The sequence below is a fragment of the Rhodococcus sp. 4CII genome, assembly GCF_014256275.1.
Lineage (GTDB): Bacteria > Actinomycetota > Actinomycetes > Mycobacteriales > Mycobacteriaceae > Rhodococcus_F > Rhodococcus_F wratislaviensis_A.
The window spans coordinates 3,973,802-3,999,980 of the sequence record NZ_JACCFE010000002.1; the positions used below are offsets into that span (position 1 = coordinate 3,973,802).

General features: G+C 66.1%; 20 protein-coding genes. 10 read left to right on the top strand and 10 right to left on the bottom strand.

The features are described 5' to 3' along the window. Positions 1-19 precede the first annotated feature (19 nt). On the bottom strand, positions 20-712 hold the full coding sequence (locus H0B43_RS19115) for a GntR family transcriptional regulator (protein ID WP_185726496.1): 693 nt from the start codon (positions 710-712) through the stop codon (positions 20-22). A gap of 252 nt (positions 713-964) precedes the next feature. On the opposite strand from H0B43_RS19115, the gene H0B43_RS19120 reads away from it, so the two are divergent. Further along, complete coding sequence (locus tag H0B43_RS19120; protein WP_185726495.1) at positions 965-2,251, top strand: MFS transporter; 1,287 nt, start codon at positions 965-967, stop codon at positions 2,249-2,251. Positions 2,252-2,311: 60 nt separating this feature from the next. Here the strand turns inward: H0B43_RS19120 and H0B43_RS19125 are convergent, their stop codons facing one another. The 7 genes from H0B43_RS19125 to H0B43_RS19155 form a co-directional block, all read right to left on the bottom strand. After that, positions 2,312-2,602, bottom strand: coding sequence for a hypothetical protein (locus H0B43_RS19125; RefSeq protein WP_252189761.1), 291 nt, complete (start codon positions 2,600-2,602; stop codon positions 2,312-2,314). 234 nt (positions 2,603-2,836) lie between these two features. After that, positions 2,837-3,583, bottom strand: a complete 747-nt coding sequence (locus H0B43_RS19130; RefSeq protein ID WP_185726494.1) for an SDR family NAD(P)-dependent oxidoreductase — start codon at positions 3,581-3,583, stop codon at positions 2,837-2,839. Beyond that, positions 3,580-4,353, bottom strand: a complete 774-nt coding sequence (locus tag H0B43_RS19135) for an SDR family NAD(P)-dependent oxidoreductase (RefSeq protein WP_185726493.1) — start codon at positions 4,351-4,353, stop codon at positions 3,580-3,582. The genes H0B43_RS19130 and H0B43_RS19135 overlap by 4 nt, the downstream gene beginning before the upstream one ends. A gap of 46 nt (positions 4,354-4,399) precedes the next feature. After that, complete coding sequence (locus tag H0B43_RS19140) at positions 4,400-5,188, bottom strand: amino acid ABC transporter ATP-binding protein (RefSeq protein ID WP_185726492.1); 789 nt, start codon at positions 5,186-5,188, stop codon at positions 4,400-4,402. Between the two features lie 52 nt (positions 5,189-5,240). Beyond that, positions 5,241-5,978 carry an amino acid ABC transporter permease gene (locus tag H0B43_RS19145; protein ID WP_185726491.1) on the bottom strand — a complete coding sequence of 246 codons (738 nt, stop codon included), beginning with the start codon at positions 5,976-5,978 and terminating at the stop codon, positions 5,241-5,243. 11 nt (positions 5,979-5,989) lie between these two features. Continuing rightward, the gene (locus H0B43_RS19150) at positions 5,990-6,838 is read right to left on the bottom strand and encodes an ABC transporter substrate-binding protein (protein ID WP_185726490.1); all 849 of its coding nucleotides are present in this window, start codon (positions 6,836-6,838) and stop codon (positions 5,990-5,992) included. A 379-nt stretch (positions 6,839-7,217) separates the two neighbouring features. Continuing rightward, a complete protein-coding gene (locus tag H0B43_RS19155; protein ID WP_185726489.1) occupies positions 7,218-7,943 on the bottom strand; it encodes a GntR family transcriptional regulator in 726 nt (241 codons plus the stop codon). Positions 7,944-8,219: 276 nt separating this feature from the next. Between H0B43_RS19155 and H0B43_RS19160 the strand changes: the two genes are divergently transcribed. From H0B43_RS19160 to H0B43_RS19180, 5 genes are read left to right on the top strand one after another with little or no spacing between them, the layout of a single operon-like run. Beyond that, positions 8,220-9,485, top strand: coding sequence for an FAD-binding oxidoreductase (locus tag H0B43_RS19160; protein WP_185726488.1), 1,266 nt, complete (start codon positions 8,220-8,222; stop codon positions 9,483-9,485). Positions 9,486-9,528: 43 nt separating this feature from the next. Continuing rightward, positions 9,529-10,257 (top strand): GntR family transcriptional regulator, encoded by a 729-nt coding sequence (locus H0B43_RS19165; RefSeq protein WP_185726487.1) that lies wholly within the window; start codon positions 9,529-9,531, stop codon positions 10,255-10,257. Continuing rightward, complete coding sequence (locus H0B43_RS19170) at positions 10,254-11,159, top strand: dihydrodipicolinate synthase family protein (RefSeq protein ID WP_185726486.1); 906 nt, start codon at positions 10,254-10,256, stop codon at positions 11,157-11,159. Before H0B43_RS19165 ends, H0B43_RS19170 begins: the two co-directional genes overlap by 4 nt. Before the next feature lie 17 nt (positions 11,160-11,176). After that, entirely contained in the window at positions 11,177-12,289 is a 1,113-nt protein-coding gene (locus H0B43_RS19175) for a proline racemase family protein (protein ID WP_185726485.1), read from the top strand. Continuing rightward, positions 12,289-13,782, top strand: a complete 1,494-nt coding sequence (locus H0B43_RS19180) for a gamma-aminobutyraldehyde dehydrogenase (RefSeq protein WP_185726484.1) — start codon at positions 12,289-12,291, stop codon at positions 13,780-13,782. The genes H0B43_RS19175 and H0B43_RS19180 overlap by 1 nt, the downstream gene beginning before the upstream one ends. An 875-nt stretch (positions 13,783-14,657) precedes the next feature. Here the strand turns inward: H0B43_RS19180 and H0B43_RS19185 are convergent. Continuing rightward, positions 14,658-16,322, bottom strand: a complete 1,665-nt coding sequence (locus H0B43_RS19185) for a PucR family transcriptional regulator (protein ID WP_185726483.1) — start codon at positions 16,320-16,322, stop codon at positions 14,658-14,660. 136 nt (positions 16,323-16,458) lie between these two features. Between H0B43_RS19185 and H0B43_RS19190 the strand changes: the two genes are divergently transcribed. The 4 genes from H0B43_RS19190 to H0B43_RS19205 all read left to right on the top strand — a co-directional run bounded on the left by H0B43_RS19190 (position 16,459) and on the right by H0B43_RS19205 (position 23,474). Next, positions 16,459-17,967, top strand: coding sequence for a CoA-acylating methylmalonate-semialdehyde dehydrogenase (locus H0B43_RS19190; RefSeq protein WP_185726482.1), 1,509 nt, complete (start codon positions 16,459-16,461; stop codon positions 17,965-17,967). 20 nt (positions 17,968-17,987) lie between these two features. Then, positions 17,988-19,373, top strand: coding sequence for an aspartate aminotransferase family protein (locus H0B43_RS19195; RefSeq protein ID WP_185726481.1), 1,386 nt, complete (start codon positions 17,988-17,990; stop codon positions 19,371-19,373). A gap of 192 nt (positions 19,374-19,565) precedes the next feature. Continuing rightward, a complete protein-coding gene (locus tag H0B43_RS19200) occupies positions 19,566-22,823 on the top strand; it encodes an NAD-glutamate dehydrogenase domain-containing protein (protein ID WP_185726480.1) in 3,258 nt (1,085 codons plus the stop codon). Between the two features lie 54 nt (positions 22,824-22,877). Then, on the top strand, positions 22,878-23,474 hold the full coding sequence (locus H0B43_RS19205) for a short chain dehydrogenase (RefSeq protein WP_185726479.1): 597 nt from the start codon (positions 22,878-22,880) through the stop codon (positions 23,472-23,474). 780 nt (positions 23,475-24,254) lie between these two features. Here H0B43_RS19205 and H0B43_RS19210 read toward each other — a convergent pair. Beyond that, positions 24,255-26,114 carry an APC family permease gene (locus H0B43_RS19210; protein ID WP_185726478.1) on the bottom strand — a complete coding sequence of 620 codons (1,860 nt, stop codon included), beginning with the start codon at positions 26,112-26,114 and terminating at the stop codon, positions 24,255-24,257. Between the last annotated feature and the right edge of the window lie 65 nt (positions 26,115-26,179).

Sequence of the window (26,179 nt, forward strand, 5' to 3'; positions counted from 1 at the left end):
GACGCGGGGCCGCGGGCGATCAGCTGGCGTTCGCCTCGGCGTCGGTATCCCACAGCCCGCGCTGCTCGAGTTCGTCGATCAGGTGATCCGCGCCGTCCAGGATGTGCGATTCCATGATCGTCTTCGCCCTCTTGCCGGCGTGCTTCCGCAGGGCCTCGAGCAGGAGGGGATGTTCCTCCTGGGTCGTGGTGATGTGGCCCTCGATGGTGGCGTAGAAGCGGTTGGGAAGATTCGTGACGACGGAACCGAGGAGGCGGGCGAGACGCGGAGAATCCGCGATCAGGTTGATCTTTCGGTGGAACGCGTGCCCGAGGGACGAGATGCTCTCGGTGTCGCCCTGGGCGATGGCGTCCTCGTGCTGCTTCAGGATTTCCTCGAGTTCGGCGATCTGCTGCGGAGTGATGTTCTTCGCGGCCCGTGCGGCCAGTTCGGCGGCCAGCTGAGCCTGCGCCCAGAACAGATCACGCACGTCCTGCTTCGTGAACGGGGCCACGACGAAGCCGCGCCGGGGGACCATCTCCACGAAGCCTTCGCTCCGAAGGGCGAGGAGTCCCTCGCGGACGGGCGTGGTGCTTACTCCCACGGCTTCGGCGATCCGCTCGATGCGGAGGAAGTCGCCGGCACGCACCTCGCCGGAGATGATCATCTCGCGGACGTACGTGGCAACTTCCTCGGGCAGTTGCTGTCGTCTTGACCTGTCATTCAGGGGCATCGTCGGTCGCACCTTCCCGGATTCGAAAGACTCGACATAATGTACCATCCACGCCCCCGTAGTCGACCGCTGCCCGGAGCCGTGCCGCCGGAAATCTCCGATTCCCGGGCACGGGAGCGCTCACGCCTTCTCCGCAGGCCCCACTGTCGGGTTGGTCGCCTCGCGGTCGACATAATCCACGACGCATCATATATTGTTCTGAATGTGATCTGTGTCGCACCGACTGTCGGTGCTACGAGCGAGAGGGACCTGATGAGCACAACGAAGGATTGGGCGTCGCGCGTGGGGATGCGCCCGTATCAGATTGCATCCGTGGTCTTCTGCATGTTCCTGAACATGCTGGACGGATACGACGTCCTCGCGATGGGTTTCGCGATGCCGCACCTGCCGGAGGGCTTCGCGACCAATCCGCAGAAGGGCTACCTGATCAGTGCCGCCCTCGCGGGTATGGCAGTCGGCGCGATCGGCCTCGCCCGCTTCGCGGACGTCATCGGCAGGCGACGCATCCTGCTGGTCGGCCTAGCGGCCAACACCCTGGGCCTGGCCGCGTCGGCGCTGTCGAATGGTTTCGCAATGCTGCTGGTGACCCGCTTCGTCACCGGCATCGCGATCGGGACCATCAGCGTCGTCATCGTTGTCCTCTGCCAGGAGGTCGTCCCCGCCAACCGGCGAAGTGTGGCGCTCGGCCTGGTCATGGTCGGCTATCCGCTCGGCACGACGCTCGCGGGCTTCGCCGGCGCCGCACTCGTGGCACTGGCAGGCGGGGCGTGGCAGGGCATGTTCTGGATCGGGGCCGCGCTGGGGGTCCTGTCGTTCGTGGTGACCGCCGCCTTCCTCCGCGAATCGGACGACTTCCTGGCACGCAAGGGAACGAAGACGGAAGCTGATCGGGCGATCCCCGCGCCGCAGAGCGAGGTCGGTCTGCTCGGCCGGGAACTGCGATCGCGCACACTCCTGCTGACATTCGGATACTCGATGCTCACCGCCGGGTACTACTTCGTCGGCACCTGGACGCCGCAACTGATCAAGGACGCCAGTGGCGACGCGGGGAGCGGTGCGCTGGCCGGCATCATGATCAGCTTCGGTGCGGTGGTCGGTGGATGCCTGTTCGGCGCGTTCGGGTTGCGGTTCCCCGGCGCGCGGATCGCGGTGATCACCTCGGCCGTGTCCGCCGCGGCGATCGCCGGGTTCGCGCTCACGCTGCAGGGCCCGTTTGCACTGGCCATGGCCGGGCTTCTCGGCGCAGGCACCTTCGCGGCCATGTCCGGGTTCACGTCCACGTCGACGACAGCGTACCCGGTGCTCGCACGTGCCAAGGGCTACGGAGCGATGATGGGCGTGGCCCGCGCGGGTGCGATTCTGTCGCCGATCGTCGCGGGGTACGCGCTCAGCGTCATGACACCGCGCGCGATGTACCTCGCGGTCATCGTCCCTATCGTGCTCGCGGCCGTCGCGGCGATGGCTCTCACCCGCATCACCCGTACCGTCGTGGTCGGTGCGCCGAGCCGGACTGCCCCGGCGTTCGCAGGTACCGAGTAGTCGCAGGACGAGGAAGGGCCGCTCGGGAGTTCCCGAGCGGCCCTTCGTGTGCGCGGGTGGTCAGTCGAACAGGATGACGCCGCGGATGTTCCTGCCGTCCTTCAGGTCCCGGTATCCCTGGTTGATCTCGTCGAGCCGGTAGGTGCGCGTGATCATGTCGTCGAGGTTGAGCTGTCCGGCCTTGTACATGTTCAGCAGCCGGTTGACGTCCCACGTGCCGTTCGTCGAGCCGAAGAGGCAGCCCTGCAGACGCTTCTGGGAGAGGGTGAGGTCGGCGACCGGGATCGGAAGACCGATCCGGGAGTGTTCGCCGACGGCGGCGCCCGCCTTACGGACCGAGGTGAGAGCCATCCGAGTACTCAGATGCTGGCTCAGTGCCTCGACCGCGAGGGGGCGGATCTCTCTGTGCTCGCTGAAGCCATGCGTGAGGATGACCGACCGATAGTGATGCCGATCGACCGCTGGGGGCACACACGCTTCGCCCCGGTGGCATTATCCGTCCAGTCGCTCGCAACCCTGGTTCGAGCACACCTGACCGGGATCGTTCCTTTCGAGCGGGCGCTTTCACGGTGGGACGGATCTGTTCTAGCGGACGTAGTCGGCGCCGGTGATGTCGACGGTGGTTCCGGTGGCGTGCCGGGCGCGCCCCGACGCGAGGAACGCGATGGTCTCGGCGACATCGTCGGGTGGGGTCACCTCACCGAGTGGCAGAGCGGCTGCCGCTTCGCGGGATAGAGCATTATCGGCGAGATCGGTGGCGACCCATCCCGGCGCCACCGCGTAGGCGAGGATATTTTCGCGGGCGTACCCGCGTGCGATTCCACGTGTAAGGGCTAGGAGTGCCCCTTTGGCTGCCCCGTAGGCGAGGTGTTCTGCGTCGTCGCCGCGGTGGGACGAGCGGCTCGCGAGGTTGACGATTGCGCCGCCGCCATGGTCGCGGAAATGGTTGATGGCATAGCGCGACAGGTCTGCGGGAGCGGTGAGGTTGAGCGTCAGGTTGCGCGACCACCCCGCCTCCCAAGCGGCGTCGTCGTCCATCGGCGATGCAATCCAGGCGCCGGCATTGTTGACCAGCACGTCGACACGTCCGGCCAGGCGCACCGATTCGTCCCACACGGTCCGCGCTCCGGCGGACTCGGTCAGATCTCCTTGTACGAGATGCACGCGTGTGCCGTCCAGCTCCGCGGCAAGCGTCTCCGCGGCGACGGTACTCGAGCCGTAGTGCAGGATGACGGTGCCACCGTCCCGGTGGATGACCCGGGCGGTGGCCGCACCGATACCCCGGGAGGCGCCGGTCACCAGCACAGCCTTTCCGGCGAGCGGGGCGCTCACGAGACGGCCTGCGCGCCGGTGATTTCCACGGCCGCACCGCAGATGAACGGGGCCTCGTCCGAGGCCAGGAACGCGACGAGTGCGGCGACCTCCTCGGGGCGGCCGATTCGCCCGAACGGGACCTTCCTGTCGAGGTCGGCGACGGTGAGGCCCTTCCGGGTGAGGCCGGCTTCGAGCATCGGGGTATGGATCTCACCCGGGCACACGGCGTTGACCCGGATGCCCCGCGGGGCGTAGTCGCGGGCGAGGTTCCGGGTGAAGGAGACCACCGCGGCCTTGGAGACGTTGTAGGCGACGTGCCCCGGGGCGGGATGCAGACCCCACTGGGACGCGGTGTTGACGACGGCACCCTTGCCCGACTCGATCATCGCCGGGAGCACCGCGCGGCACAGGTGGAACAGGGCGTCGACGTTCACGGCGAAAGTGGCGGACCAGTCGTCTGCGCTCAGCGACAGCAGGTCACCGCGCCGGTTGATACCCGCGTTGTTCGCCAGGACGTCGATGCGGCCGTGACTGTCGACGACGTCCGCGGCGAGCACCGTGCACGCCTCGGGGTCGGTGACGTCGAAGACCCGGGCCTCGGCGAGCAAACCCCGCCCGGTGAGTTCGTCGGCGATCGTCTTGGCTGCCGCGTCGTCGGCGTCGCACACGAGGACGCGGGCGCCCTCGACTGCGAACCGGGCACTGATCGCCGCACCGATGCCGCCGCCGGCACCGGTGACGATCACGACCTGATCGTCGAACCTGCGAGTGGTCTGGTTCGGGCACATGGTCTGGTTGCTCCCGTTCGGTCGGAGTGTGTCGGTGGTGGTGCGCTCAGAACCGGACAGCGTCGATGAACTTGTTCAGCTCGTCGTTGTCGGACCTGGTGAAGGCGAGTTCCGGCGTGGTGTTCACGGCGATCTCGCCGTCCTGGAAGAACACCAGACGATCGGCGGCCTTGGAAGCGAAGGCCATGTCGTGGGTGACCAGTGCGATGGCAATTCCCTCCTCGGCCTTCAGGCGCCGCAGCACCTCGAGGACCTCCGCGGCCACCGGCGGGTCGAGCGCCGAGGTGATCTCGTCGCACAGCAGCAGTCGTGGCTTCATCATCAACGCGCGGGCGATGGCGACGCGCTGGCGTTCGCCGCCGGACAGCTGGGTGCACCGGCTCAGGATGTGCTGCTTCATCCCGACCTCCCCGAGCGCGGACTCGGCCCGGTCACGTGCGTCCGAGGCGGACATGCCGAGGCGTTTGCGGGGGGCGAGGGTGAGGTTGTCGAGGACGTTCATGTGCGGCCAGAGGGTGTACGTCTGGAACACCATGCCGACGTGAAAGCTCTTGTCCGCCCACGCTTCGGTGCGCTGCTGGTCCTCGAAGACCCGGACGCCGTCGAAGTCGATGGTCCCCTCGTCAGGCTCGGTGAGACCGGCGAGCGCGCGCAGCATCGTGCTCTTGCCGGATCCACTCTTGCCAATGATGACGGTGATGTCGCCGGCGTGCATGTCGAAGTCGACGTTGCGCATGATGGTGCGGCCATGGAAGCTCTTCTGCAGGCCGCGGGCGGAGACGAGGACTTCGCCGATTTCGGTCTGGAACGGTGCGGTGGATTCGAGGGTTTTCATCGCTGGCCTCTGGTGTGGTTCGTGCGATCGATGGGGGTGGGGTGCGTGATCGTCATGCGGTCGCCACCCGTCGCCCGGGGATCATGCGGCTGAGGAAGTTCTGGCCGCCGGTCGCCCCGCGGGCGGAGTTCTGTTGCATGCGTCGTTCGAGGTTGCTAGTGGCCAGGGAGACCGGGAAGGCGACCGCGAAGTAGATCACCGCCGCGAGCGTGAAGACTTCCAGTGAACGGTAGGTCTCCGAGGAAATGGTGTTGGCGACGAACATCAGGTCGGCGACGGCGATCGTCGACACCAGCGCGGAATCCTTGAAGATCGAGATGTTCAGCGAGAGGATCACCGGAGTCTGCTGCCGAATGGCCTGGGGCACAATGATGTAACGCAACTGCTGCAGCCGCGTCAGGCGCAACATCTGCCCGGCCTCGACCTGCTCGACGGGCACCGCCTGGAACCCGCTTCGATACGCCTCTGCCATGAAGGCGGTCAGATTCGCCGACAGGGCGATGATCGCCGAGGTGAAACCGGAGATCGTCAGGCCGGTGAGCGCCGGGAGGGCGTAGAAGATCCAGAAGAGCTGGACGAGCATCGGGGTGCACCGGAACACCTCGATGTAGGCCTGCGCACCCCAGCGGACCAGTTCGATCTCCGACATGCGAGCGACCGCCACGGGGACGGCGAGGACCATGCTGATCGCGATGGTGATCACCGTGAGTTCCAGGGTGACGACGAGGCCGCGGAGCATCAGGGGGAACGCGTCGGCGACGATGGTCCAGTCGAATTCGTATCCGTTCATGACAGCCGTCCCTACTTCTTGACCAGATCGCCGAGATTGTCGATCTCGCGGTAGTTGACGTCCGAGTAGGCGCGGGTGAGTTGTCCACTCTCCCGGGCGCGTTCGATGGCGATGTTCACGATCTGCAGCGAGCGCGCGTCGGTGTCGGCGGGGATCCCGTATGCGGCCGACGCGGAGTAGATCGCCGGGTCGGGGACGACGATCTTCAGGCCGGGGTCGGCGAGTGTCTGCGCTTCGGCGGTCGGCAGGTCGGTGAACTCGGCGATCACCCGCCCGGCCTGGACGGCGGAGATGGCGTTGGAGTAGTTGTCGACCGGCATGACGGTCAAGCCTGTTGCTTGAACGGCCTTTTCGGGTGCCGAGCCCTGTGCGGTGACGACGGCGCCGCCGTCGGACCTGATCTGCTCGGCGGTGGTGTGCGGCGAGTCCGCCTTCACCACGTACACGCCCTGGTACTCGTAAACGGGGTCGGTGAACTGGATGGCCAGCGAACGTTCGACGGTGTAGTCGAGGTTGGCGGCGAAGTCGTAGCGATCGGCCTGGAGGCCGGCGACGATGTTCTTCCACTCGGCCGCCACCGGCTTCAACTCCACCCCGAGCTGATCGGCCAGATCCTGCAGTGGAATGAGGTTCGGGCCCCCGAGCGATCCGTCGGATCCCTGCACGGTCATCGGCGGGGCAACTGCCACGCCGACCCGCAGTTCCCCGCGCTGCTTGATGTCGTCGATGAACGAACCCTGTGGGCCTCCGGTGCCGCCGGACTCCGATCCGCTGCTCAGGCCGGCCCCGAAGTAGCCGGAGGCCGCGGCGACGACGCAGATGCCGGCGACGGCGAGAACTCTGTTGGTGCTTTTTTGCATGAGGTGCCCTCTTCGTATGCAGGGGTGCAGGCGCCGTGTGATGCGGCGGCCCTGTGACCGAATTCCGAGTTCGACGAGGCGGGTCGCGTTCGAAGTGCGTGTCCCCATCGCTCGGATGGTGCGGAAGTTGGCGCAGAATGTGACCCACGCCGCATTTCCTTCTGCGTAAGATTGTCAGACAACCAAACGGAGCGCAATAGTTCTACGAAGATTGCCGTGGCGTCGGCGAAGTGGCGTCACCTGGAGGAAACAAAGTATCGCCGCCGAGGACTGCTGAGCTGGGGGATATCCCGACGGACCGTGCCGTTGTGCGTCGGGCCGACGGTTTGTTAATTCCGGGTTATCTCCGCCGCCGCAGCCACGGGATGAGCCTGGAGATTCAGTCCGAGCTCTCGGCGGCCGCCATCAAGGCGACGAGTTCTTCGGCGCTGTCGATGGTGTGCGCGACGAAGGCCGCCCGGATCTTGTCCAGGTTGCGAGTCTGGATGGCCTCGACCAGACGTTCGTGGACCTCGAAGGCGCGCTGGGGGTCGGACCGGGTGAACTGGTCCTGTGCGAGCGCGATCGTGATGTGCGCCTCGGTGACCGGCCACAGCTTCAGTAGCAGGTAGTTCTCCGACGCCGCCCAGATGCTGCGGTGGAATCGCAGATGGGCGTCGTGCTGGACGAGAGGGTCCGGGTCGAAGGCGAGACGCGCGTACTCGCGCCAGCTGTCCATTACAACGGCGAGGCGGCGTCCGGAGGCATCGGCGAGGATCGCGGTCATCGCCTGCATGTCGATCGCGACGCGCGCCTCGGCGATGTCGACGAGCGCCTTGGCGTCGAGCGACGCCACCCGCAGGCCGCGGTACGGCTCCTGGACGATCAACCCTTCCTGTGCCAGTTGGTTGAGTGCTTCACGGACGGTCGGCCGGCTCACGCTCAGCGACGAGGACAGCTGCGCCTCGGTGAGCTTCTCGCCGGGCTGCAGGGTGCCGAGGACAATCCCCCGCTTGATCTCGGCGATGACGCCGTCGCGGCGGGTCGTCGAGGCGACCGGCAGCAGTGCTGCGCCGCCGCTCGGTGTGGCCCTCGCGCTGTCGGCCGTGGCCGGTGACTTCGCCATGATCCGCCTTGGTCGAGTGAACGCTTCCTAGACCCATTATGCATATTGCCTGACAATCGCGGGTGCCCGCCTCCGGTGAGTCCCGGAGCGGTCCGAGCCGCACGGGGTCTGCCCCAGTGACGGTCTGCTTCCGGCCACCCGTTGACATGGGCCGCACAAGTGCTTAGTGTTGCCCATCACAAGCGCAGATTGTCAGACAAACTGCAAGCAATTCGCCGCAACCGCCGGTTGCATCAATACCCGCTGAATCAGCGCAATCAGGAGGTTCGAGACATCATGCGAATCGTTGTTGTCGGAGGTGGCGTCGTTGCCTTGGCGAGCGCCTACCGGCTCGCCAAGGCCGGCTGCGAGGTCGTCGTACTGGAAGCCCGCACGGCGGGTTCGGCCGCGACACACGGCAACGCCGCGAAGATCGCGCTCGCCGAGAGCGGTCCGGTCCCGGCGCCCGGCGTGATCCTCCAGGGACTGCGGTGGATGCTCAAGCCGGACAGCCCGCTGTACGTGAAGCCCTCGGTGGCACCGGATTTCCTCAAGTTCATGCTGACGATGGCGCGGCACTGTAACGCTCGGGACTTCCGTTTCGGGCTCGAGACACACCTGCGCCTGGCCGCCGACGCGAACGACCTGCTCGACGAATACACCAAGGACGGCATCGAGTTCGAGATGCACAAGGCCGGTGTGCTGCTGGCGTTCGAGACCCGGGAGCGGTACGAAGAGCACTGCGGTTCCCTGCCGATCTTCGAGGGTTTCGGCATGCACCCGACCCACCTGGACCGCGACGGCGTGCAGGAGACCGAGCCGGCCCTGGCGTCGAAGATCAAGCACGGTCTGTTCTTCGCCGACGACCGCCAGCTCGAACCCGACTCCCTCACCCGTGCGCTGGTCAAGCGCTGCGAGGAGCTCGGGGTGCAGATCCGCGAGAACACCAAGGTGGGACGGTTCCTGCGCAACGGCACCACGGTGACCGGTGTGGTCACCGACGCCGGCGAGCAGATCGACGGCGACGCCTTGCTGCTGGCGGCCGGCGTGTGGAGCGGTCCGTTGTCGAAGGAACTCGGCGCCCCGATGCCAATCCGCCCCGGAAAGGGCTACAGCGTCGACTACAGCCCCGCACCGATCAAGCTGAACACCTCCCTCACGCTCGAGGACGCCCGCGTCGCGGTCACCCCACTCGACGGCATGGTCCGGCTCGCCGGAACCATGGAGTTCGGCGGCTTCGAGGAGAGCGTGAACAAGACCCGGGTCGAGGCGATCCAGCGCGCCGCCGCGGAGAATTTCGTCGGCTGGGACAACCCGCCCGGAGCGGCGGCGCCGTGGGCCGGGCTGCGGCCGATGACCCCCGACGGCCTGCCGATCGTCGGCAAGTTCGGCAACCTCGACAACGCCTACATCGCCTCCGGTCACGGCATGCTGGGTCTCACCCTGGCCCCGGGCACTGCCGAGATCATCACCGAATCCATTGTGAACCAGCGGGTTCCCGAGATCGCTGCCGACATCTCTCCCAACCGGTTCCTCACCCGCCGCGCCCGCCGCGGCGCCTGATCGACCTACCGCCGCAGACTCTCGGAGAAGGGGAATCGTTGCCATGACGAACGCACAGCAGGGCGCCGTCACGAGCATTGTCCGGGGTTTGCAACCGGTCAGCAGCGGCACCCGCCGAGAGGAAGTGGCCGACTCGATCCGCCGGGCCCTGTTGACGGGCGAGCTACAACCGGGGCAACGGATCAAGGAAGTCGAACTCGCCGCCGCACTCGGCGTCAGCAGGCCCACCCTGCGGGAAGCAGTACACGTGCTGATTCACGAGGGCACCCTGATCCAGGAGCCGTACAAGGGGATTCGGTTGGCGCAGACCAGCCCGCACGCGTTGCTCGATCTCGCCGAGGTCCGGGTCTCGCTGGAAACCACGGCGGCGCTACGGCTGGCCGCCGACTTCTCCCGCGGCGGACTCGACACCCTCCGGTGTGCACTCGAGGATCACCGAACGGCGATCGCCTCCGGCGACGTGGTGGCGTCCGACCTGACGCACCTCGAGTTCCACCGCACCCTGTGGCTGGCATCGGGCAACGAGATGCTGATCAAGATCTGGCCTCTCGTGGCGGCGCAGATCCGCATGGCCATGACGGTAGACCAGGCCACCCGGTACGACCCCGACCGCGATCTCGCCATGCACGCGCGGTTGGTCGAGGTCATCGAGTTGGGGGACCCCGACATCATCCGGGCCGAAGTGGCCCGGCACATCCGAAGCAGCGCAGAAGAAGTCGTCTCGATCATCGGCGACTCGATCATCCCTGACCAACAAGGAGACAATTCATGAGCACGCAGCAGTTCAGCGGCATCCTCGCCGCCGTCGTCACCCCGTTGACCGCCGACGCCTCCCGGGTGGACGCGGACGGTGTCAAGCGGCAGGTCGAGCACATCATCGGCGGCGGCATCAACGGCCTGGTCCCCGGCGGCAGCACGGGTGAGTTCACCACGCTGACCACCGCGGAACGCAAGCAGGCGACGGAGCTGTACATCGAGGCCGCCGCCGACCGGGTCCCCGTCGTCGCCGGCACCGGTGCGTTGAGCACCGCCGAAACCATCGAACTGAGCAAGCACGCCGCCGACGCCGGCGCAGCCGCGGTGATGATCGTCCCGCCGTTCTACGACACCCCGTCCTGGGACGAGCTGCTCGCACACTACGGTGCGGTGTCCGACGCGGTCGACATCGACATCATGTACTACAACCTCCCGTCCGCCACCGGGGTGGACCTGGCGCCGGCACAGTTCGCCGAACTGGCCCGCAAGACCCGGGTCAACTCCTTCAAGGACACCGGTGGAGACGCGCCGAAGTTCGCCTCGATTCTGCACAACCACGCTGCGGACATCACTGCCCTCAACGGCTGGGACACCCTCTCGTTTTCCGGACTCGCCGCCGGCGCGAAGGCATCGGTGTGGGGAACCGCGAGCGTCATCCCGCAGCTGTGCGCCGACTTCTACGACGCGCTCGCCGTCCGCGGCGATCTGGTTGCCGCCCGGAACCTGTGGGCGAAGATCTTCCCGATCTGCGAATTCCTCGAATCGCACAACTACGCTTGCGCTATCAAGACCGGCCTCGAGCTCGTCGGCCAGGACGCGGGCCCGACCCGCCGCCCGGTGCTGCCGTTGGCACCGGAGTACCGGGACGAGTTCCGCCGCCTCCTCGTCGCGGCCGGCGTCAGCGTCGTCGACAACTAGAACCGAAGGACGAGACCGTGATCCCCAGGCAGACCATCAACGCCGTCGACGTCCACGCCGCCGGCGAGCCCGGACGGGTGCTGATCGGCAGCCACCTGCACGTCAAAGGCGCCACCATGGCGGAGCGGCTGCAGTACTGCCGTGAGCACCTCGACGATCTGAGGTTGCTGATGCTGCACGAGCCGCGCGGCTATCCCGGACTGTGCGCGGTCCTCGTGCTGCCTCCGGTCAACCCGGACAGCGACTTCGGCATGGTGGTGCTCGAACAAGGGGGATTCCGGCCGATGTCCGGGAGCAACCTCATCTGCGCCGTCACCGCGCTCCTGGAAACCGGCACCCTGCCGGTGCAGGAGCCGGTGACGAAGCTGAAGGTCGACACCGCCGTCGGCGTCGTGCATGTGCGCGCCGACATCGCCGGCGGCCGGGTCGTGCGCGTCACCTTCGACAACGTCCCCGCGTTCGCCGTAGCCATCGATCATCCGCTCGAGCTGCCCGAGTACGGCACGGTCCCGGTGGACATCGTCTTCGGCGGACAGTTCTTCGTGCAGGCCAAAGCCGCCGACCTGGGGGTCGAACTGGTGCCCGGCGCGGCGAAGGACCTGGCCCGCGCAGGGGCGGTGCTGCGCACCGTCGCGCAACGCGATGTCGCGGTCCGGCACCCGTTCAACCCGGACATCGACCACGTCGCACTGACGATGATCCACGGCCCGTCCCCGACCCCGGGGGTCTCCGGCCGCAACACCGTCGTCCTGCCGAACGGCACCGTCGACCTCGCCGATCCGACGACGTGGACCGGCGCACTGGACCGGTCACCGTGCGGCACGGGCACCTGCGGGCGGATGGCCGCCAAACACGCCCGCGGCGAGCTGGCCCTCGGGGAGCAATTCGTCCACGAGAGCCTGCTCGGCACCTCGTTCACCGGCACCCTCACCGACATCACCGACATCGGACCGCACCGGGCGGTGATGCCGTCGGTCAGCGGCCGCGGCTGGATCACCGGCTTCAACCAGTACGTCCTCGACGCGGACGACCCGTTCCCGCGCGGCTACACCCTGGGCGACCTGTGGGGCCCGGAGACCGAGGGCGACAACGCCCGGCAACTACTCGACCAACTCGATCTGGAGAATTGATGACCACCCACGAGAAGCTGCAGTTCATCGCCGGGAAGCGCCGGCACGGCAGCTCCGAGACGGAGCTGACGATCACCGACCCGTCCACCGGTGAGCCGATCACCACCGGACTGGCCGCGACCACCGGAGACGTCGACGCCGCCGTCGCGGCTGCCCGCGCCGCGTTCCCGGGCTGGTCCCGCACCACCCCCGCCGAACGGTCGGACATCATGCTGCGCTGGGCCGAGGTCCTGCGCACCCGCAGCACGGAGCTGACCGCCCTCGAAAGCCGCAACGGCGGCAAGGCGATCAAACTCGCCGACGGTTTCGACATACCCGGCGTGATCGACAACGTCACGTTCTTCGCCACCACCGCCCGCAATCTGGAGGGCAAGGCGAGCGGGGAGTACTCCGGCGATCACACCTCGTCGATCCGTCGCGAGCCGATCGGGGTGATCGGATCGATCTCGCCGTGGAACTACCCGCTGCAGATGGCGGCGTGGAAGATCCTGCCCGCGGTCGCCGCCGGCAACACCATCGTCCTCAAGCCGTCCGAGCTGACTCCGCTTACCTCACTGCTATTCGCCGAAACCGCCAAGGAAGCCGGGATCCCGGACGGCGTGATCAACATCGTCACCGGTGCCGGACGGGTCGCCGGGCAGGCCATGGTCGAGCATCCCGACGTCGACATGGTCTCGTTCACCGGGTCGACCCCGGTCGGCAAGCAGGTCGCCGCGACCGCGGCGGGCAGCGTCAAGCGTGTCCACCTCGAGCTCGGGGGTAAGGCACCGTTTGTCGTGTTCGACGACGCCGACATCGAGGCGGCCGCCCGCGGCGCCGTCGCCGGTTCGCTGATCAACGCCGGCCAGGACTGCACCGCCGCCACCCGCGCCTACGTGCAGCGCCCCCTGTACGACGAGTTCGTCCAGCGCGTCGCCGCACTGATGGACAGTGTGAAGGTCGGCCCGGCCCACGACATGGCCACCGACATGGGGTCGCTGATCTCGATCAAGCAGCGCGATCAGGTCGCCGCGATGGTCGAGCGGGCCCGCGACGCCGGAGCGAAAATCGTTCGCGGCGGACGCATCCCGGAACACGCACCGCAGGCCGGTGCCTACTACGAGCCCACACTGATCGTCGATGCAGCCCAGGACTCCGAGATCGTCCAGCAGGAAATCTTCGGACCCGTCCTGGTGTGCCTCCCGTTTGACACCGACGACGAGGCCATCGCCCTCGCCAACGACACCCCCTACGGTCTCGCCGCCTCCGCGTGGTCGACGAACGTGTACCGGGCGCAGCGAGCCACCCGCGAGATCCAGGCGGGCTGCGTGTGGGTCAATGACCACATCCCCATCATCAGCGAGATGCCGCACGGCGGCTACAAGGCCTCCGGATTCGGCAAGGACATGTCCACCTACTCGTTCGACGAGTACACCAACGTCAAGCACGTGATGTCCGACATCACCGGAGACGCCCACAAGGGCTGGCACGACCTCATCTTCACCGGATCCTGACCGACAGCCCGCCGATCAGTTACCAACCGGGGATAGGGGTTGACTCTGATTCCGCAGAGGTCAACCCCCGGACACATCGGTCCCAGTCGCCCGCCGAACCTCACACCAGGAAGTCGCGGGCGGCTGAATCTCGAGAAGAATTCAATGAGGAGTTTCCGGTTTCAATCACCGCGTCCGGATCCCAGGATGCCCCGACCACAAGTTGAAGAGAAGCCGGGGACTCTGGAATCTACGGCTTGTGCATGTCGGTGACACGCGGATGGGGCGGTAAGCCAGCCGGGCTGGAGCATCTCGGCGGTCTTCCTCGCTGGGTGGATCAACATCAACGCCCGCGGTCGGGCCGCCCGCAGCGGATTTCACACCGAGCAACTCGACCACGCGTTTCCCGCTTCCGACAACACTTTTCACGAATCCGACAGGTCCGGAAGACACGCGGACCGCATCGGCTACTACTACCTTCGCGGCCCGGTCGGTCTCTACCGCTCGACAACCGGGTACCTACCGTTCCGCCGGCGGACCAACGACGTTCTGTCGGCAGGATGAGGGCAGTTCCTTCGGCGGTCACCGCCTCGTCCCCGAGGGCGGTCCCACAGCTTGTCAGACGCACCGAACCGACATTCACGCAACTGACGAGCACTTCACCGGGGAGCCGTCCGCCAACGATCGCAGTATGGCGGACGGCTCATCCGTTTCCGATGTTCTCGACCAGCACACCTTCTTTTGCGGTAGGTAACCTCAAAATGGATGCTGGGCTGCTCTGTCCGAAGTATCCAGGGCCAAGAATTGTCGGTGACGATGACGGACCGCTTCACGGTTACCCTGACAGCCCCTCGGTGGGTCTTCCCGGTCGGTGCGCGACCGGGTGGTCTGTTGCTCTACTGAACACCTATAGACGATGGTGGCCCGCCATCGTCTGTACGCCCATGTGCGCGTGGGTTCGCGACGCTGTCGGCGATGAGGACGGCCGTGTGGAGGGATGTTCGGGACTCGGCGTCGTCGAGGTCGACACCGAGAAGCCGCTCGATCGTCGCCAATTTGGAATAGAGCGTCGGCCGGGACAGGTGCAGTTGTTTCGCGAGTTCGGTCTTGTTGCCGCCGAGTTCGAGAAACTGGCGAAGTATGTCGTAGGACTCGTCGCCGTGCAAAGCCCGGTGCTCGAGGATCCCTCTCAACTCGGTTTCCGCGAACGCCTGGACCCGCGGATCGGTACGGATCAGTGCGACGAGACCCCGGAGCCGGATATCTGCGGCACGATGAAAGGGTTTGTTCCCCGGAGGCAGTGCCAGCGCGACATCGGCGACGTGTGCGGATTCGGCGAGTCCCCGCGCGGCGTCGAGCAACCGGGTGGATTCCGACCCGACACCGATAGTGCAGTCGCCGACCCCGTCGATTCGACCGAGGGCGGCGCGGATCTGGGAGCTGACCGTGTGCAGAGCATCGGTGATGGTAGTTGCCGCTGGCTGGGAGAGGAGCAGATCGATCCGGCCGGTGCGTGGGGTGGCCGCGAGTGCCGTCTGCCGAGAGGTGTGCACGGCATGTCGGACCGCGTCGAGGACGCGGACCTGGTGCCGCTGCGCGAGAACTTGGTCGGCGCTGGGGGTCTCGTTGGTCCGGACCGTCATCGGCAGATAGGTCAGTCCGGGCCGTAGGCCGAGGGCGTGGGCACGTGCGGTTGCCTCGGCTTCATCCGGAATCCGACCACGGCGGAGTTCGTCGACAAGTCCGCTCTGAGCCTGCTGCTCGAGCGCGGTCCGGTCCTGTTCGACCATCCGGTGCAGTGCGAGCGCCTGGGCGGCGCGCTCGAGAGTCATCCGGGCCCGACCTGCTGACGCGACAGTGCACGGGACGACGAGCCGACCCCATTCCTGCCTATGCGGTCCCACGGGTGTCGTCGTCCACGCCTGGGGTCCGCCGATCGCCGTCTGCTGCACGACCGGAGTCAACCGGGATCGGCGTTCCCAGTCGCCCAGCAGGGCTGATGCAGAGGTGCCCCGTGCTGTGAACGCGAGTACCTGCCTGTTGAGGTCTTCGAGGACCATCGAGGTGTCCAGCATGTCGGCGGTGGCGTCGACGATCTCGCTCAGAGTCGCTCGCCTCATGCTCAGGTCGGTGAAGACCTCGTGGGCGTGCCGGGCGAAGGCGACCTCGTCGTATTGTTCCGCGACGATCGATCGGTGCACTTCCTCGGTGACCTCGACGAACCGGATCTGACGGTGCAGTGCGATGACCGGCAGATCGAGGCGGTCCGCGGCATCGGTGACCTCCGTCGGCAGAGTGTCGACGTGCACACGCAGTTCGACGATGAGTCCGGCAGCGCCCGCCGCGGCCAGCCCTTCGAGGTAAGCGACGGGGTGGTGAGTGAGTGGCTGCCCAGTGGTAAGGACGAGTTCACCGCCGGAGAGCAGGTCGGCGAGGTCGGTGAGGTCGCTGACGTGAACCCATCGAACTGGTTTGTCGAGCGAGTCGCCGCCGCCAATGATTTCTGGCTCCCCGGCCTGCACGACGGGAAGAGCGAGAACGTCGGCGATGGTGGGTTGCATTTACCGAGTGTAAAACACCTGGGTGAAATCCTTACAGGTCGTCGGATCATTCGGGGTTGTCGGAGGGCCAGAGTGAAGTCATCGCCCTCCACGCGGAGTACCCGCGGATCAGCTCACTCGGTAAGGACTCGAATTCATGACGCACAACGACGCGGCCCGGACGATCTCGCATTGGCTCGACAACAAGACTTTTACCGGCACGAGCGGCGCCAGTGCGCCGGTGACGAACCCGGCGACCGGTGAGGTCACCGGCCAGGTCGCGCTGGCCAGCGTCGAGGACGCCCGCGCCGTCATCGACGCCGCCGCCGCCGCGTTCCCCGCCTGGCGGGACACCTCCCTCGCCAAGCGCACCCAGGTGATCTTCAAGTTCCGGGAACTGCTCAACGAGCGCAAGGGCGAGTTGGCGGAGATCATCACCTCCGAGCACGGCAAGGTCGTCTCCGACGCGTTGGGCGAGGTGTCCCGCGGTCAGGAGGTCGTCGAATTCGCGTGTGGGATCGCGCACCTGCTCAAGGGCGGCATGACCGAGAACGCGTCCACCAACGTGGACGTGCATTCGATCCGCCAGCCGGTCGGGCCGGTCGGGATCATCTCCCCGTTCAACTTCCCCGCCATGGTCCCGATGTGGTTCTTCCCCGTCGCCATCGCCGCCGGCAACACCGTGGTGCTCAAGCCGTCCGAGAAGGACCCCACCGCCGCGCTCTGGATGGCCGAACTCTGGGCCGAGGCCGGCCTGCCCGCCGGGGTGTTCAACGTCCTCCAAGGCGACAAGACCGCCGTCGACGAACTGCTCACCCACCCGGCGATCAAGGCCATCTCCTTCGTCGGGTCCACCCCGATCGCGCAGTACGTGTACGCCACCGGCACCGCCCACGGCAAACGCGTCCAGGCCCTCGGCGGGGCGAAGAACCACGCCATCGTCCTGCCGGACGCCGACCTGGATCTGGCCGCCGACGCCATGGTCAACGCCGGCTTCGGATCCGCCGGGGAACGCTGCATGGCCATCTCCGCCCTCGTCGCGGTCGGCGACATCGCCGACGAGTTGGTCGCGAAGATCAAGGAGCGCACCGACACGTTGAAGATCGGCGACGGCACCCGCGATTCGGACATGGGTCCGTTGGTGACGAAGGTGCACCGCGACAAGGTCGCCTCCTACATCGACGCCGGCGAGAAGGACGGCGCCACCATCGTCGTGGACGGGCGCACCGTGCAGGCCGACGGCGGGGCGGACGGGTTCTGGCTCGGACCGACCCTGATCGACCACGTCACCACCGACATGAGCGTGTACACCGACGAAATCTTCGGACCCGTCCTCTCGGTGATCCGGGTCGAGAGCTACGAGCAGGCACTCGAACTCATCAATTCCGGACCGTTCGGCAACGGCACCGCCATCTTCACCAACGACGGCGGCGCGGCCCGCCGGTTCCAGAACGAGGTCGAGGTCGGCATGGTCGGCATCAACGTCCCCATCCCCGTCCCCACCGCCTACTACTCCTTCGGCGGCTGGAAGAACTCCCTGTTCGGCGACACCCACGCGCACGGCACCGAGGGTGTGCACTTCTTCACCCGCGGCAAGGTCGTCACCAGCCGCTGGCTCGACCCCAGCCACGGCGGCCTCAACCTCGGCTTCCCCCAGAACAACTGAGCAGGAAAGGACCTACGGTCATGACGACGACAGTCTCGCAGGAACTCCTGCCCACCGGTCAGCCCCTCGACGCGGCCCGGGTGGAGGGGGAGCGGGCGTACGCGCTCGACCGCGCGCACGTGTTCCATTCGTGGTCGGCGCAGGAGCAGATCACCCCGATGACGATCCTCGCGTCCGAGGGTTCGTACGTGTGGGACGGCGCCGGGAACCGGATGCTCGATTTCTCCTCCCAGCTCGTCAACACGAACATCGGGCACCAGCATCCGAAAGTCGTTGCTGCCATTCAGGAGCAGGCCGCAAAGTTGTGTACCATCGCACCGCAGTACGCGAACGACGCCCGCTCCGAAGCGGCACGGCTCATCGCCGAGCGGACCCCGGGCGACCTGAACAAGGTGTTCTTCACCAACGGCGGCGCGGACGCCAACGAGCACGCGGTGCGCATGGCGCGCCTGCACACCGGCCGCTACAAGGTGCTCTCGCGGTACCGCTCGTACCACGGCGGCACGGACACCGCGATCAACCTCACCGGTGATCCGCGCCGGTGGCCCAACGACTACGGCAACAGCGGGGTCGTCCACTTCCACGGCCCGTTCCTGTACCGCTCGCAGTTCCACTCGGAGAACGAGCAGCAGGAAACCGAGCGCGCACTCGAACACCTCGACCAGTTGATCCGGCTGGAGGGCCCCAACTCGATCGCAGCGATCGTGCTCGAATCGGTTCCCGGGACCGCGGGGATCATGGTGCCCCCGCCCGGCTACATGGCCGGCGTCCGCGAGATCTGCGACCGTTACGGCATCGTGTTCATCGCCGACGAGGTGATGTCCGGGTTCGGTCGGACCGGAAAGTGGTTCGCGATCGATCATTTCGATGTCGTCCCCGACCTGATCACGTTCGCGAAGGGCGTCAACTCCGGTTACGTCCCGCTCGGCGGTGTCGCAATCAGCGAGAAGATCGCGGCGACGTTCGCCAACCGGCCGTACCCCGGCGGACTCACCTACTCCGGTCATCCGCTCGCCACCGCCGCAGCCGTCGCGACGATCACGGCGATGGAGGACGAGCGGATCGTCGAGAACGCCGCCCGGAGCGGCGCCGAAATTCTCGGTCCCGGACTGCGCGGGCTCGCCGACCGGCACCCGTCGATCGGTGAAATCCGCGGACTCGGCGTGTTCTGGGCGATCGAACTCGTCGCCGACCGCGCCACGAAGGAACCGCTCGCGCCGTACGGCGCGTCCAGTCCGGTGATGAACGAGGTGATCGCGGCATGTAAGGCAGCAGGAATGCTGCCGTTCGCCAACTTCAACCGCATCCACACCGTGCCCCCGTGCACCGTCACCGCGGCCGAGGCCCGCGAAGGACTCGCGATCCTCGACACGGTCCTCGACATCGCGGACGCACACGCGAACTGAATGTCCAGATCGCCCTCCCTGTGGTCAACGGTGCCCACAGGGAGGGCTTGCTTTCCGCTGCACTACATTCATCGGCTCTCGCTAGTCGGCCTCTAGTACCGGGTCCCGCCCACGGTTGTCGTATAGATCTCGCCATCGCATGCCGCACCGATCCGTCCACTGTTCCCTTTTGATCTCAATGGAGAGAATCGAATGAGTTCGACCCTGTCTGTGTACTCGGCTCGCATTCCGGAAGGTTATGTCGCGGAGGAGGAGCGAACACCAGTTCCCGACGTGTCGATTCTCGACCGCTTGATCGCCGGTGGTGTCGACCTCCAGGTGGAACAGGTCGGCTCGGACCTACAAATCACGGTCTACAGCGGCGACGCGACAGTCTCACTCGAGCGGATGTTGCGTCTGCTCGGCAGCCTCGACCTCGAGGTGGTCGATCAGCGAGGCTCGGTGTACCGGCGCTCAGACGGGCTGATCTGCCGACTGTACGACTTCAAGGTGGTGGCCGGTCCGTCCGCCGCAGTGACGACCGGAGCGGTCGGCACCGACGCGATCCTCGACACCCTGCGCGCACTGTGGGCGGGCCGCGCAGAGGCGGACAGATTCAACGTCCTCGTCCTCGCCGCCGGCCTGGACTGGCGAGAGGTCGTGCTCCTGCGCGCCTACGCCCGATTTCTGCGGCAGACCGCGCTGCCCTACGGGCAGGGACGCATCGAGGCAGTGCTGCTGTCGCGGCCGGACATCGCCGCCGCCCTCGTGGCACTGTTCCACGCCCAGTTCGACCCTGATCGGGACGGAGACTCCCGGCAGCGCGAGATCGAGACGCGTTCGGCTGTGGTCGACTCGCTTCTCCACGAGGTCGAAGGTCTCGACGCCGACCGCATCGTCCGGGCCTACGTGAGCCTGATTTCCGCCACTACCCGCACCAACTTCTACCGCGACGAAGCTCTGGGTTCGCAGCGACCACAGCTGTCACTGAAACTGCGATCCGAGGACATCGACGAACTTCCCCGCCCCCGCCCGCTGTACGAGATTTTCGTGTACTCACCCGACATCGAAGGTGTGCACCTGCGCTACGGATTGGTCGCCCGCGGTGGCCTGCGCTGGTCCGACCGCCTCGACGACTACCGCACCGAAATCCTCGGACTCGTCAAGGCACAGGCGGTGAAGAACGCCGTGATCGTCCCGGCCGGCGCGAAAGGCGGCTTCGTAGTGAAGAATCCGGCGCGGTCGGGCGTCGGCGGTTATCGGCAGTTCATTTCCGGGCTGCTCGATGTCACCGACAACCGCACGGCGACCGGAGAGCCGATCCACCCGAACGGAGTGGTGTGCCGAGACGGCGACGACTCCTACCTGGTGGTGGCCGCCGACAAGGGGACCGCGTCGTTCTCGGACGTCGCGAACGCCATCGCCGCCGAGTACGGGTTCTGGCTCGGTGACGCGTTCGCCTCCGGTGGCTCGGTCGGTTACGACCACAAGAAGATGGGCATCACGGCCAAGGGTGCTTGGGTGAGTGTCACCCGGCACCTCGCCGAACTCGGTATCGATGTCGACCATGATGCATTCACCGTCGCCGGGATCGGCGATATGAGCGGTGACGTATTCGGCAACGGCATGCTCCTCAGTGAGCACATCCACCTGGTCGCCGCCTTCGACCACCGGCACATCTTCCTCGACCCCCGCCCCGATGCCGCATCCTCGTACCGGGAACGGCGCCGGTTGTTCGAACTGCCCCGTTCGACGTGGGCCGATTACGACCGCGATGTGATCAGCGCAGGCGGAGGTGTGTGGTCCCGCGAAAGCAAGGCGATTCCCCTCTCGCCGCAGATGCGCACCGCACTCGGCTTGGATTCCTCCGTCACGACGCTGACCCCGCCCGAGGTGATCCGCGCCATCCTCGCCGCTCCGGTGGACTTGTTGTTCAACGGCGGAGTGGGCACCTACGTCAAGAGTTCGACGGAGACCCACACGGAGGTGGGGGACAAGGCAAATGATTCCGTCCGTATCGATGCGCCACACGTGCGAGCTCGGGTCGTCACCGAGGGCGGCAACCTCGGGATCACCCCGCTGGCCCGGATCGAGTTCGCCCGCTGTGGCGGCCGGATCAACACCGATGCCCTCGACAACTCCGCCGGCGTCGACTGCTCCGACCGCGAGGTCAACATCAAGATCCTCCTCGACGTCCTCTCCTCGGACCACGAGCTCGACGGGGAGCGTCGTGCCGAGGTGCTGGCCTCGCTCACCGACGACGTCGCCGAGCTCGTTCTCGCCAACAACCGCTCCCAGAACCGGATCCTGGGCGACGCCCGCTGGAACGCGTCCCGGATGATCGACGTCCACGCGCGAATGCTCGCAGACCTGGTCGAGAATCGGGGAGTGGACCGAGAGCTGGAGGCTCTTCCGTCTGTTGACGGGTTCGCGGCGTTGGCGGAGGCGGGTCAGGGACTGACGTCACCGGAGTTGGCGACCCTGCTTGCGCACGCGAAACTCGATCTGAAGGCCGAGCTCGGTGGGTCTGATGTCTTTGACGACGACTATTTCACTACGCGACTCGCCGCGTACTTCCCGGCGCCGCTGCGTGCACTCGTGCCGGTCGACGAGCACCCGCTGCGTCGGGAGATTCTCGCGACCGAGGTGGTCAACGAGATCTTCGCCCGTGGTGGGCTGACCTACGCCCACCGGCTGCGCGAGGAGACCGGGGCCAGCCCCGCGGACGTGGTGCGAGCCTTCGTCATCACCTCGGAGGTTTTCGGTCTCGCCGATCAGTGGGCCGGCATCGTGGCCGCGAAGCTGCCACCGGCGACCGAGTACGCGCTGGTCGTCGAGGCTCGCCGACTGCTCGACCGTGGATCGCGATGGTTCCTGGCCAACCCGAAGCAGCCGTTGTCGGTGGACGAGGAGATCGCACGTTACCGATCAACGGTGCACACCCAGTCCGCGGCGGTCGCACACTGGTTGCGGGGAGCCGAGGGTCGGGCGATGGAAGCGGCCTTCCAGGCATACCGCGAGGCCGGGGTGCAGGAATCGGTGGCCCGGCGCGTCGCGGACGGGCTCTACCGGTTCAGCCTTCTCGACATCGTCGACGTGGCCGCGGAGCAGAGCCGCGATGTCACGGAGATCGCCCCGGTCTACTTCGCGCTGTCCGATCACCTCGGCGTCGACAAGTGGCTGATCCGGATCTCCGCCCTCCCACGTGGCGAACGGTGGCACACCCTCGCCCGACTCGCGCTGCGTGACGACCTCTACCGTTCGGTGCGACTGGTTACTCGCGACGTTCTGACCAGCGCGGTCCCCGGCGATACCCCGGAAATGCGAATCGAGCAGTGGCAGACAGGAAACCACGCACGAATTGACCGCGCGCGGCGGACATTGAGCGAAATCGACTCTACACCCGTCTCCGACCTCGCATCGCTCTCCGTCGCCGCGCGGCACATCCGCTCCATGGCCGAGCCCCACTGACGAGTCGGGGACGCCAGGCCGGAGTTGTTCACCAAAGAATGTCAGGAGTAAGTCATGCGAATTCTCGTTGTGGGCGGTACAGGTCGAATCGGGGCGGCAGTAGTCGACGCGCTCGGTCCCCGACACGACGTTGTCGTGGCATCCCGGTCTAGCGGAATTCAGGTCGACATCAGCGACGGAGTCTCGATCGACCGCATGTACGAACGCACGGGTCCTGTGGACGCGGTAGTGAGCGTGCTGGGGTCGACGCCCTTCCCGCCGTTCGAGGAGATGACGGCCGACCATGTATGCGCAGGGATCGCCAACAAGCTGGTCGGTCAGATCGACCTGGTGCTTCGGGGCCGGCCGCACGTCTCGGACGGTGGGTCCTTCACGTTGGTGTCGGGTGTACTCGCTCGCGACCCCATCCGTTCCGGGACGGTGGCATCGACTGTCAACGGCGGGCTCGAATCGTTCGTGCGAGCGGCCGCGACGGAACTGCCGCGGGGTATCCGCATCAACGCTGTCAGCCCGACCGTGGTCACCGAGGCCCTCGACGTGTACGGCGACTATTTCCCGGGATTCGCACCGGTGCCGGTCGCGGATGTGGCGCGAGCGTTCGTGAAGTCTGTGGAAGGTGTTCACACGGGCCGGATCTACGAACTCGACTAACCCGCACGCGGAGGATCGGTTCGCCACCCCAGGCGTGGAGAGCTCAGAGTCGGGTCGAGTCAAAGAGGGGTAGGCGGGCCTGAGCAATCGGCTCGCCCGGCTTCGCTGGCAACGATGTACGAAGAAGTAGGACATGTCAATGCTGCGTCGTGGCAGCAGTTCTCGGCATGTCGAGCTCGAACACGCACCCCCGCGCCCGGTCGCGAGCTGGCACAACGGGCCGGAAACGCCGACTGCTCGCGTCAAGATCATCAGGCGAGAGCCCGCATGCCGTGAAATCGCGACGAATTAGCATTGCGGCTGCCCTTCTGCCGAAACATCGGTGTGCACCCCGAGATCGGTTCGAGTCCCACTCGCTGGTTTCCTCGCGGTGCGTATGAGCGGTAGGACTATTCGGGATCGGCATCGCCCCCTTCGGTGTGTGGACCACTCGATGGGTTCGCGAGATTCGAGGTACGCGAACGTCCGTCGAGGGGCTCGTTTCGATAAGTCCGTTGTCGTCTGTAGAGCGGTCGGAGGGATGCGTCGTGGTCGGCGATCAATGCCACACGAGGTTCTTCGGTCCTGCCGATGGGTATGGGCGCCGTACCGAGTTTGTCGCGATCGAGCGGCTGGCTCCGATGAGTTGGTGGTGGACGGTGAAGGCGCACTGCGGGGATCTGCGGGGATGAACTGGTTCCGCGCGAACGCGATGTCGAAGTGCGCCTCGAAGGCTCGATTGACAGTGCGTGACCGCCGGCGACTCGGCATCGTCGAGTCGCCGGCGGCGGGGTGAAGAGATTAGGCAGCGTGCGCGGCCGCGCGCTCGTACTCTTCCATCTCGAGTTGTTGCCGGACCACTTGGTCGAGTTCGTCGGTGCGATATCCCGATCGCACGGCCCATGCGTATGTGACCAGTCCGAGGACGATCACAATGAGGACATCGGAGCCGTAGGTGAGCTCGGGTTGGGGACCTTCGTCACCGAAGTAGGCGATGAAGGTGGTGAACACCAGAGCCGGGAAGACCCACAACCCTGCCGTGATCTGGTGGCGACCGTCCTCTGTGCTAATCAACCACATGGCGGCGATGAACACGCCGATCAGACCGATGAAGGCCGCGGCGTAGATCCCGATGGGCCAATGGTTTTCGGTTGTCTTCCCCGCCTTGAACATCCAGCCGCCGCCGAACGCGACGAACACCCACGCCAGGGTCCACCCCAGTGCGAGGGCGCCACTGATGTTCTTGGTTGTCCAGCCACTGCGCACGCTGGTGTACGACAGGTAGATCGGCAGGCCGAACATAACGACCGTCATCACGTTGATCAACGTCGACCATCCGGCGAAGTAGATCAGCAGCAGGCTGCACACGTATCCGGCGACCACCCAAAACTTCAGGAAGGGGATGTTGAGGGCGCGCGGCAGTTCTGGGGCGACCCGACGGAATACCGCCACACAGGGGCCGGCCATCAGGTAGTTCAGCACCATCGCGGTCGCGACCATGCCGACGAAGACGTACCAGCTCGGAACGGGAAGGAACAGCAGAAAACCGATACCGGTGCAGGTGACGAGGGCGACCCACGGGACTCCCCAGCGGTTGATCCGCTGCATTTCGCCCGGGAGTTCGCCGTTGACGGACATGGAGTACGCGATGCGACCGCCGATGCCGAGGTTTACCCAGCCGGCGGCGGCGGGTGAGAGCACTGCGTCGCTGAGCAGGACCAGGGAGAACCATGCAAAGCCGGCCGCGGTCACCGCGTCCAGAAGCGGAGAGGCCTGCCATGTGCTTTCGATCATGCCTGCCCAGTCGCCGGGCGTCACTCCGGCGTCCTGCCAGTCGATCGCGCCGATAAAGGCGATCTGCAGGCATAAATACAGCGTCAGGGGGAAGATCAGGCCGCCGACGATCATCGCGATCGGGATGTTGCGTTTGGGGTTGATGACCTCACCGCCGAAGTCGATGATCTGACGGATACCTGCGTAGGCGAACACGATACCGCCGCCGGAGACTGCCCCGAAGATGGCTCCGACGCCCATCGGGTCGAATCCTCCGTACTGCGTGAAGTTTTCGATCTTGAATACGGTGAACATCAGAAGGAACGTGATCGTGGGGACGACCAGCTTCCACACTGTGACGATCTTGTTCGATTCGCTCAGAAGTTTGGCGCCGAACAGGTTGAGAGCGAGGAAGACGAGCATCACGCCGAAGCCGGCGAGAATGCCGTTGGGCCATGCGAGCATCTTCTGTCCGTCGACCTCTTTCAAGAACCCCAGCTGCGGCCAGTGGCCTCCCAAATAGGTGAGGACGGCCATTGTCTCGATCACCGGTAGGGCGATCATCGAGATGATGTATCCCCAGGCGTTCGTCCAGCTGAGGAAGGCGCCATGGCTCATGCGGGGGTACCGCACGCCGCCGCCTGATCGGGGGATGGACGTGCCCAGTTCCATCCAGGCCACTCCGATCACGGCGAAGAACAACGCGCCGACAATCCAGGAGATGATTGCTGCCGGACCTGCCTTGGACACCGCGGCGAGGCAGGCGAGGAGCCATCCGGAACCGACCTGGATGCTCACGAAGAGACCGATCAGGCCTACGAGGCCGATGGATCTCTTCAGGTGTTTGTCGGCGGCTCCATATTCGACAGGTAGCTCATCAGCGGACATGGGACTGATCTCCTCGAGTTCGGTCAGGACACCGCGAACGTGTCGTTCTGGGGGCGTCGGTGTTT

Bases quoted from the DNA above. Each gene is read 5' to 3' on its own strand.
- H0B43_RS19170 (WP_185726486.1), top strand. From the start codon at position 10,254: ATGAGCACGCAGCAGTTCAGCGGCATCCTCGCCGCCGTCGTCACCCCG.
- H0B43_RS19180 (WP_185726484.1), top strand. From the start codon at position 12,289: ATGACCACCCACGAGAAGCTGCAGTTCATCGCCGGGAAGCGCCGGCAC.
- H0B43_RS19165 (WP_185726487.1), top strand. From the start codon at position 9,529: ATGACGAACGCACAGCAGGGCGCCGTCACGAGCATTGTCCGGGGTTTG.
- H0B43_RS19190 (WP_185726482.1), top strand. From the start codon at position 16,459: ATGACGCACAACGACGCGGCCCGGACGATCTCGCATTGGCTCGACAAC.
- H0B43_RS19195 (WP_185726481.1), top strand. From the start codon at position 17,988: ATGACGACGACAGTCTCGCAGGAACTCCTGCCCACCGGTCAGCCCCTC.
- H0B43_RS19200 (WP_185726480.1), top strand. From the start codon at position 19,566: ATGAGTTCGACCCTGTCTGTGTACTCGGCTCGCATTCCGGAAGGTTAT.
- H0B43_RS19140 (WP_185726492.1), bottom strand. From the start codon at position 5,188: ATGAAAACCCTCGAATCCACCGCACCGTTCCAGACCGAAATCGGCGAA.
- H0B43_RS19150 (WP_185726490.1), bottom strand. From the start codon at position 6,838: ATGCAAAAAAGCACCAACAGAGTTCTCGCCGTCGCCGGCATCTGCGTC.
- H0B43_RS19185 (WP_185726483.1), bottom strand. From the start codon at position 16,322: ATGCAACCCACCATCGCCGACGTTCTCGCTCTTCCCGTCGTGCAGGCC.
- H0B43_RS19115 (WP_185726496.1), bottom strand. From the start codon at position 712: ATGCCCCTGAATGACAGGTCAAGACGACAGCAACTGCCCGAGGAAGTT.
- H0B43_RS19145 (WP_185726491.1), bottom strand. From the start codon at position 5,978: ATGAACGGATACGAATTCGACTGGACCATCGTCGCCGACGCGTTCCCC.
- H0B43_RS19160 (WP_185726488.1), top strand. From the start codon at position 8,220: ATGCGAATCGTTGTTGTCGGAGGTGGCGTCGTTGCCTTGGCGAGCGCC.
- H0B43_RS19135 (WP_185726493.1), bottom strand. From the start codon at position 4,353: ATGTGCCCGAACCAGACCACTCGCAGGTTCGACGATCAGGTCGTGATC.
- H0B43_RS19155 (WP_185726489.1), bottom strand. From the start codon at position 7,943: ATGGCGAAGTCACCGGCCACGGCCGACAGCGCGAGGGCCACACCGAGC.
- H0B43_RS19125 (WP_252189761.1), bottom strand. From the start codon at position 2,602: ATGGCTCTCACCTCGGTCCGTAAGGCGGGCGCCGCCGTCGGCGAACAC.
- H0B43_RS19205 (WP_185726479.1), top strand. From the start codon at position 22,878: ATGCGAATTCTCGTTGTGGGCGGTACAGGTCGAATCGGGGCGGCAGTA.
- H0B43_RS19210 (WP_185726478.1), bottom strand. From the start codon at position 26,114: ATGTCCGCTGATGAGCTACCTGTCGAATATGGAGCCGCCGACAAACAC.
- H0B43_RS19120 (WP_185726495.1), top strand. From the start codon at position 965: ATGAGCACAACGAAGGATTGGGCGTCGCGCGTGGGGATGCGCCCGTAT.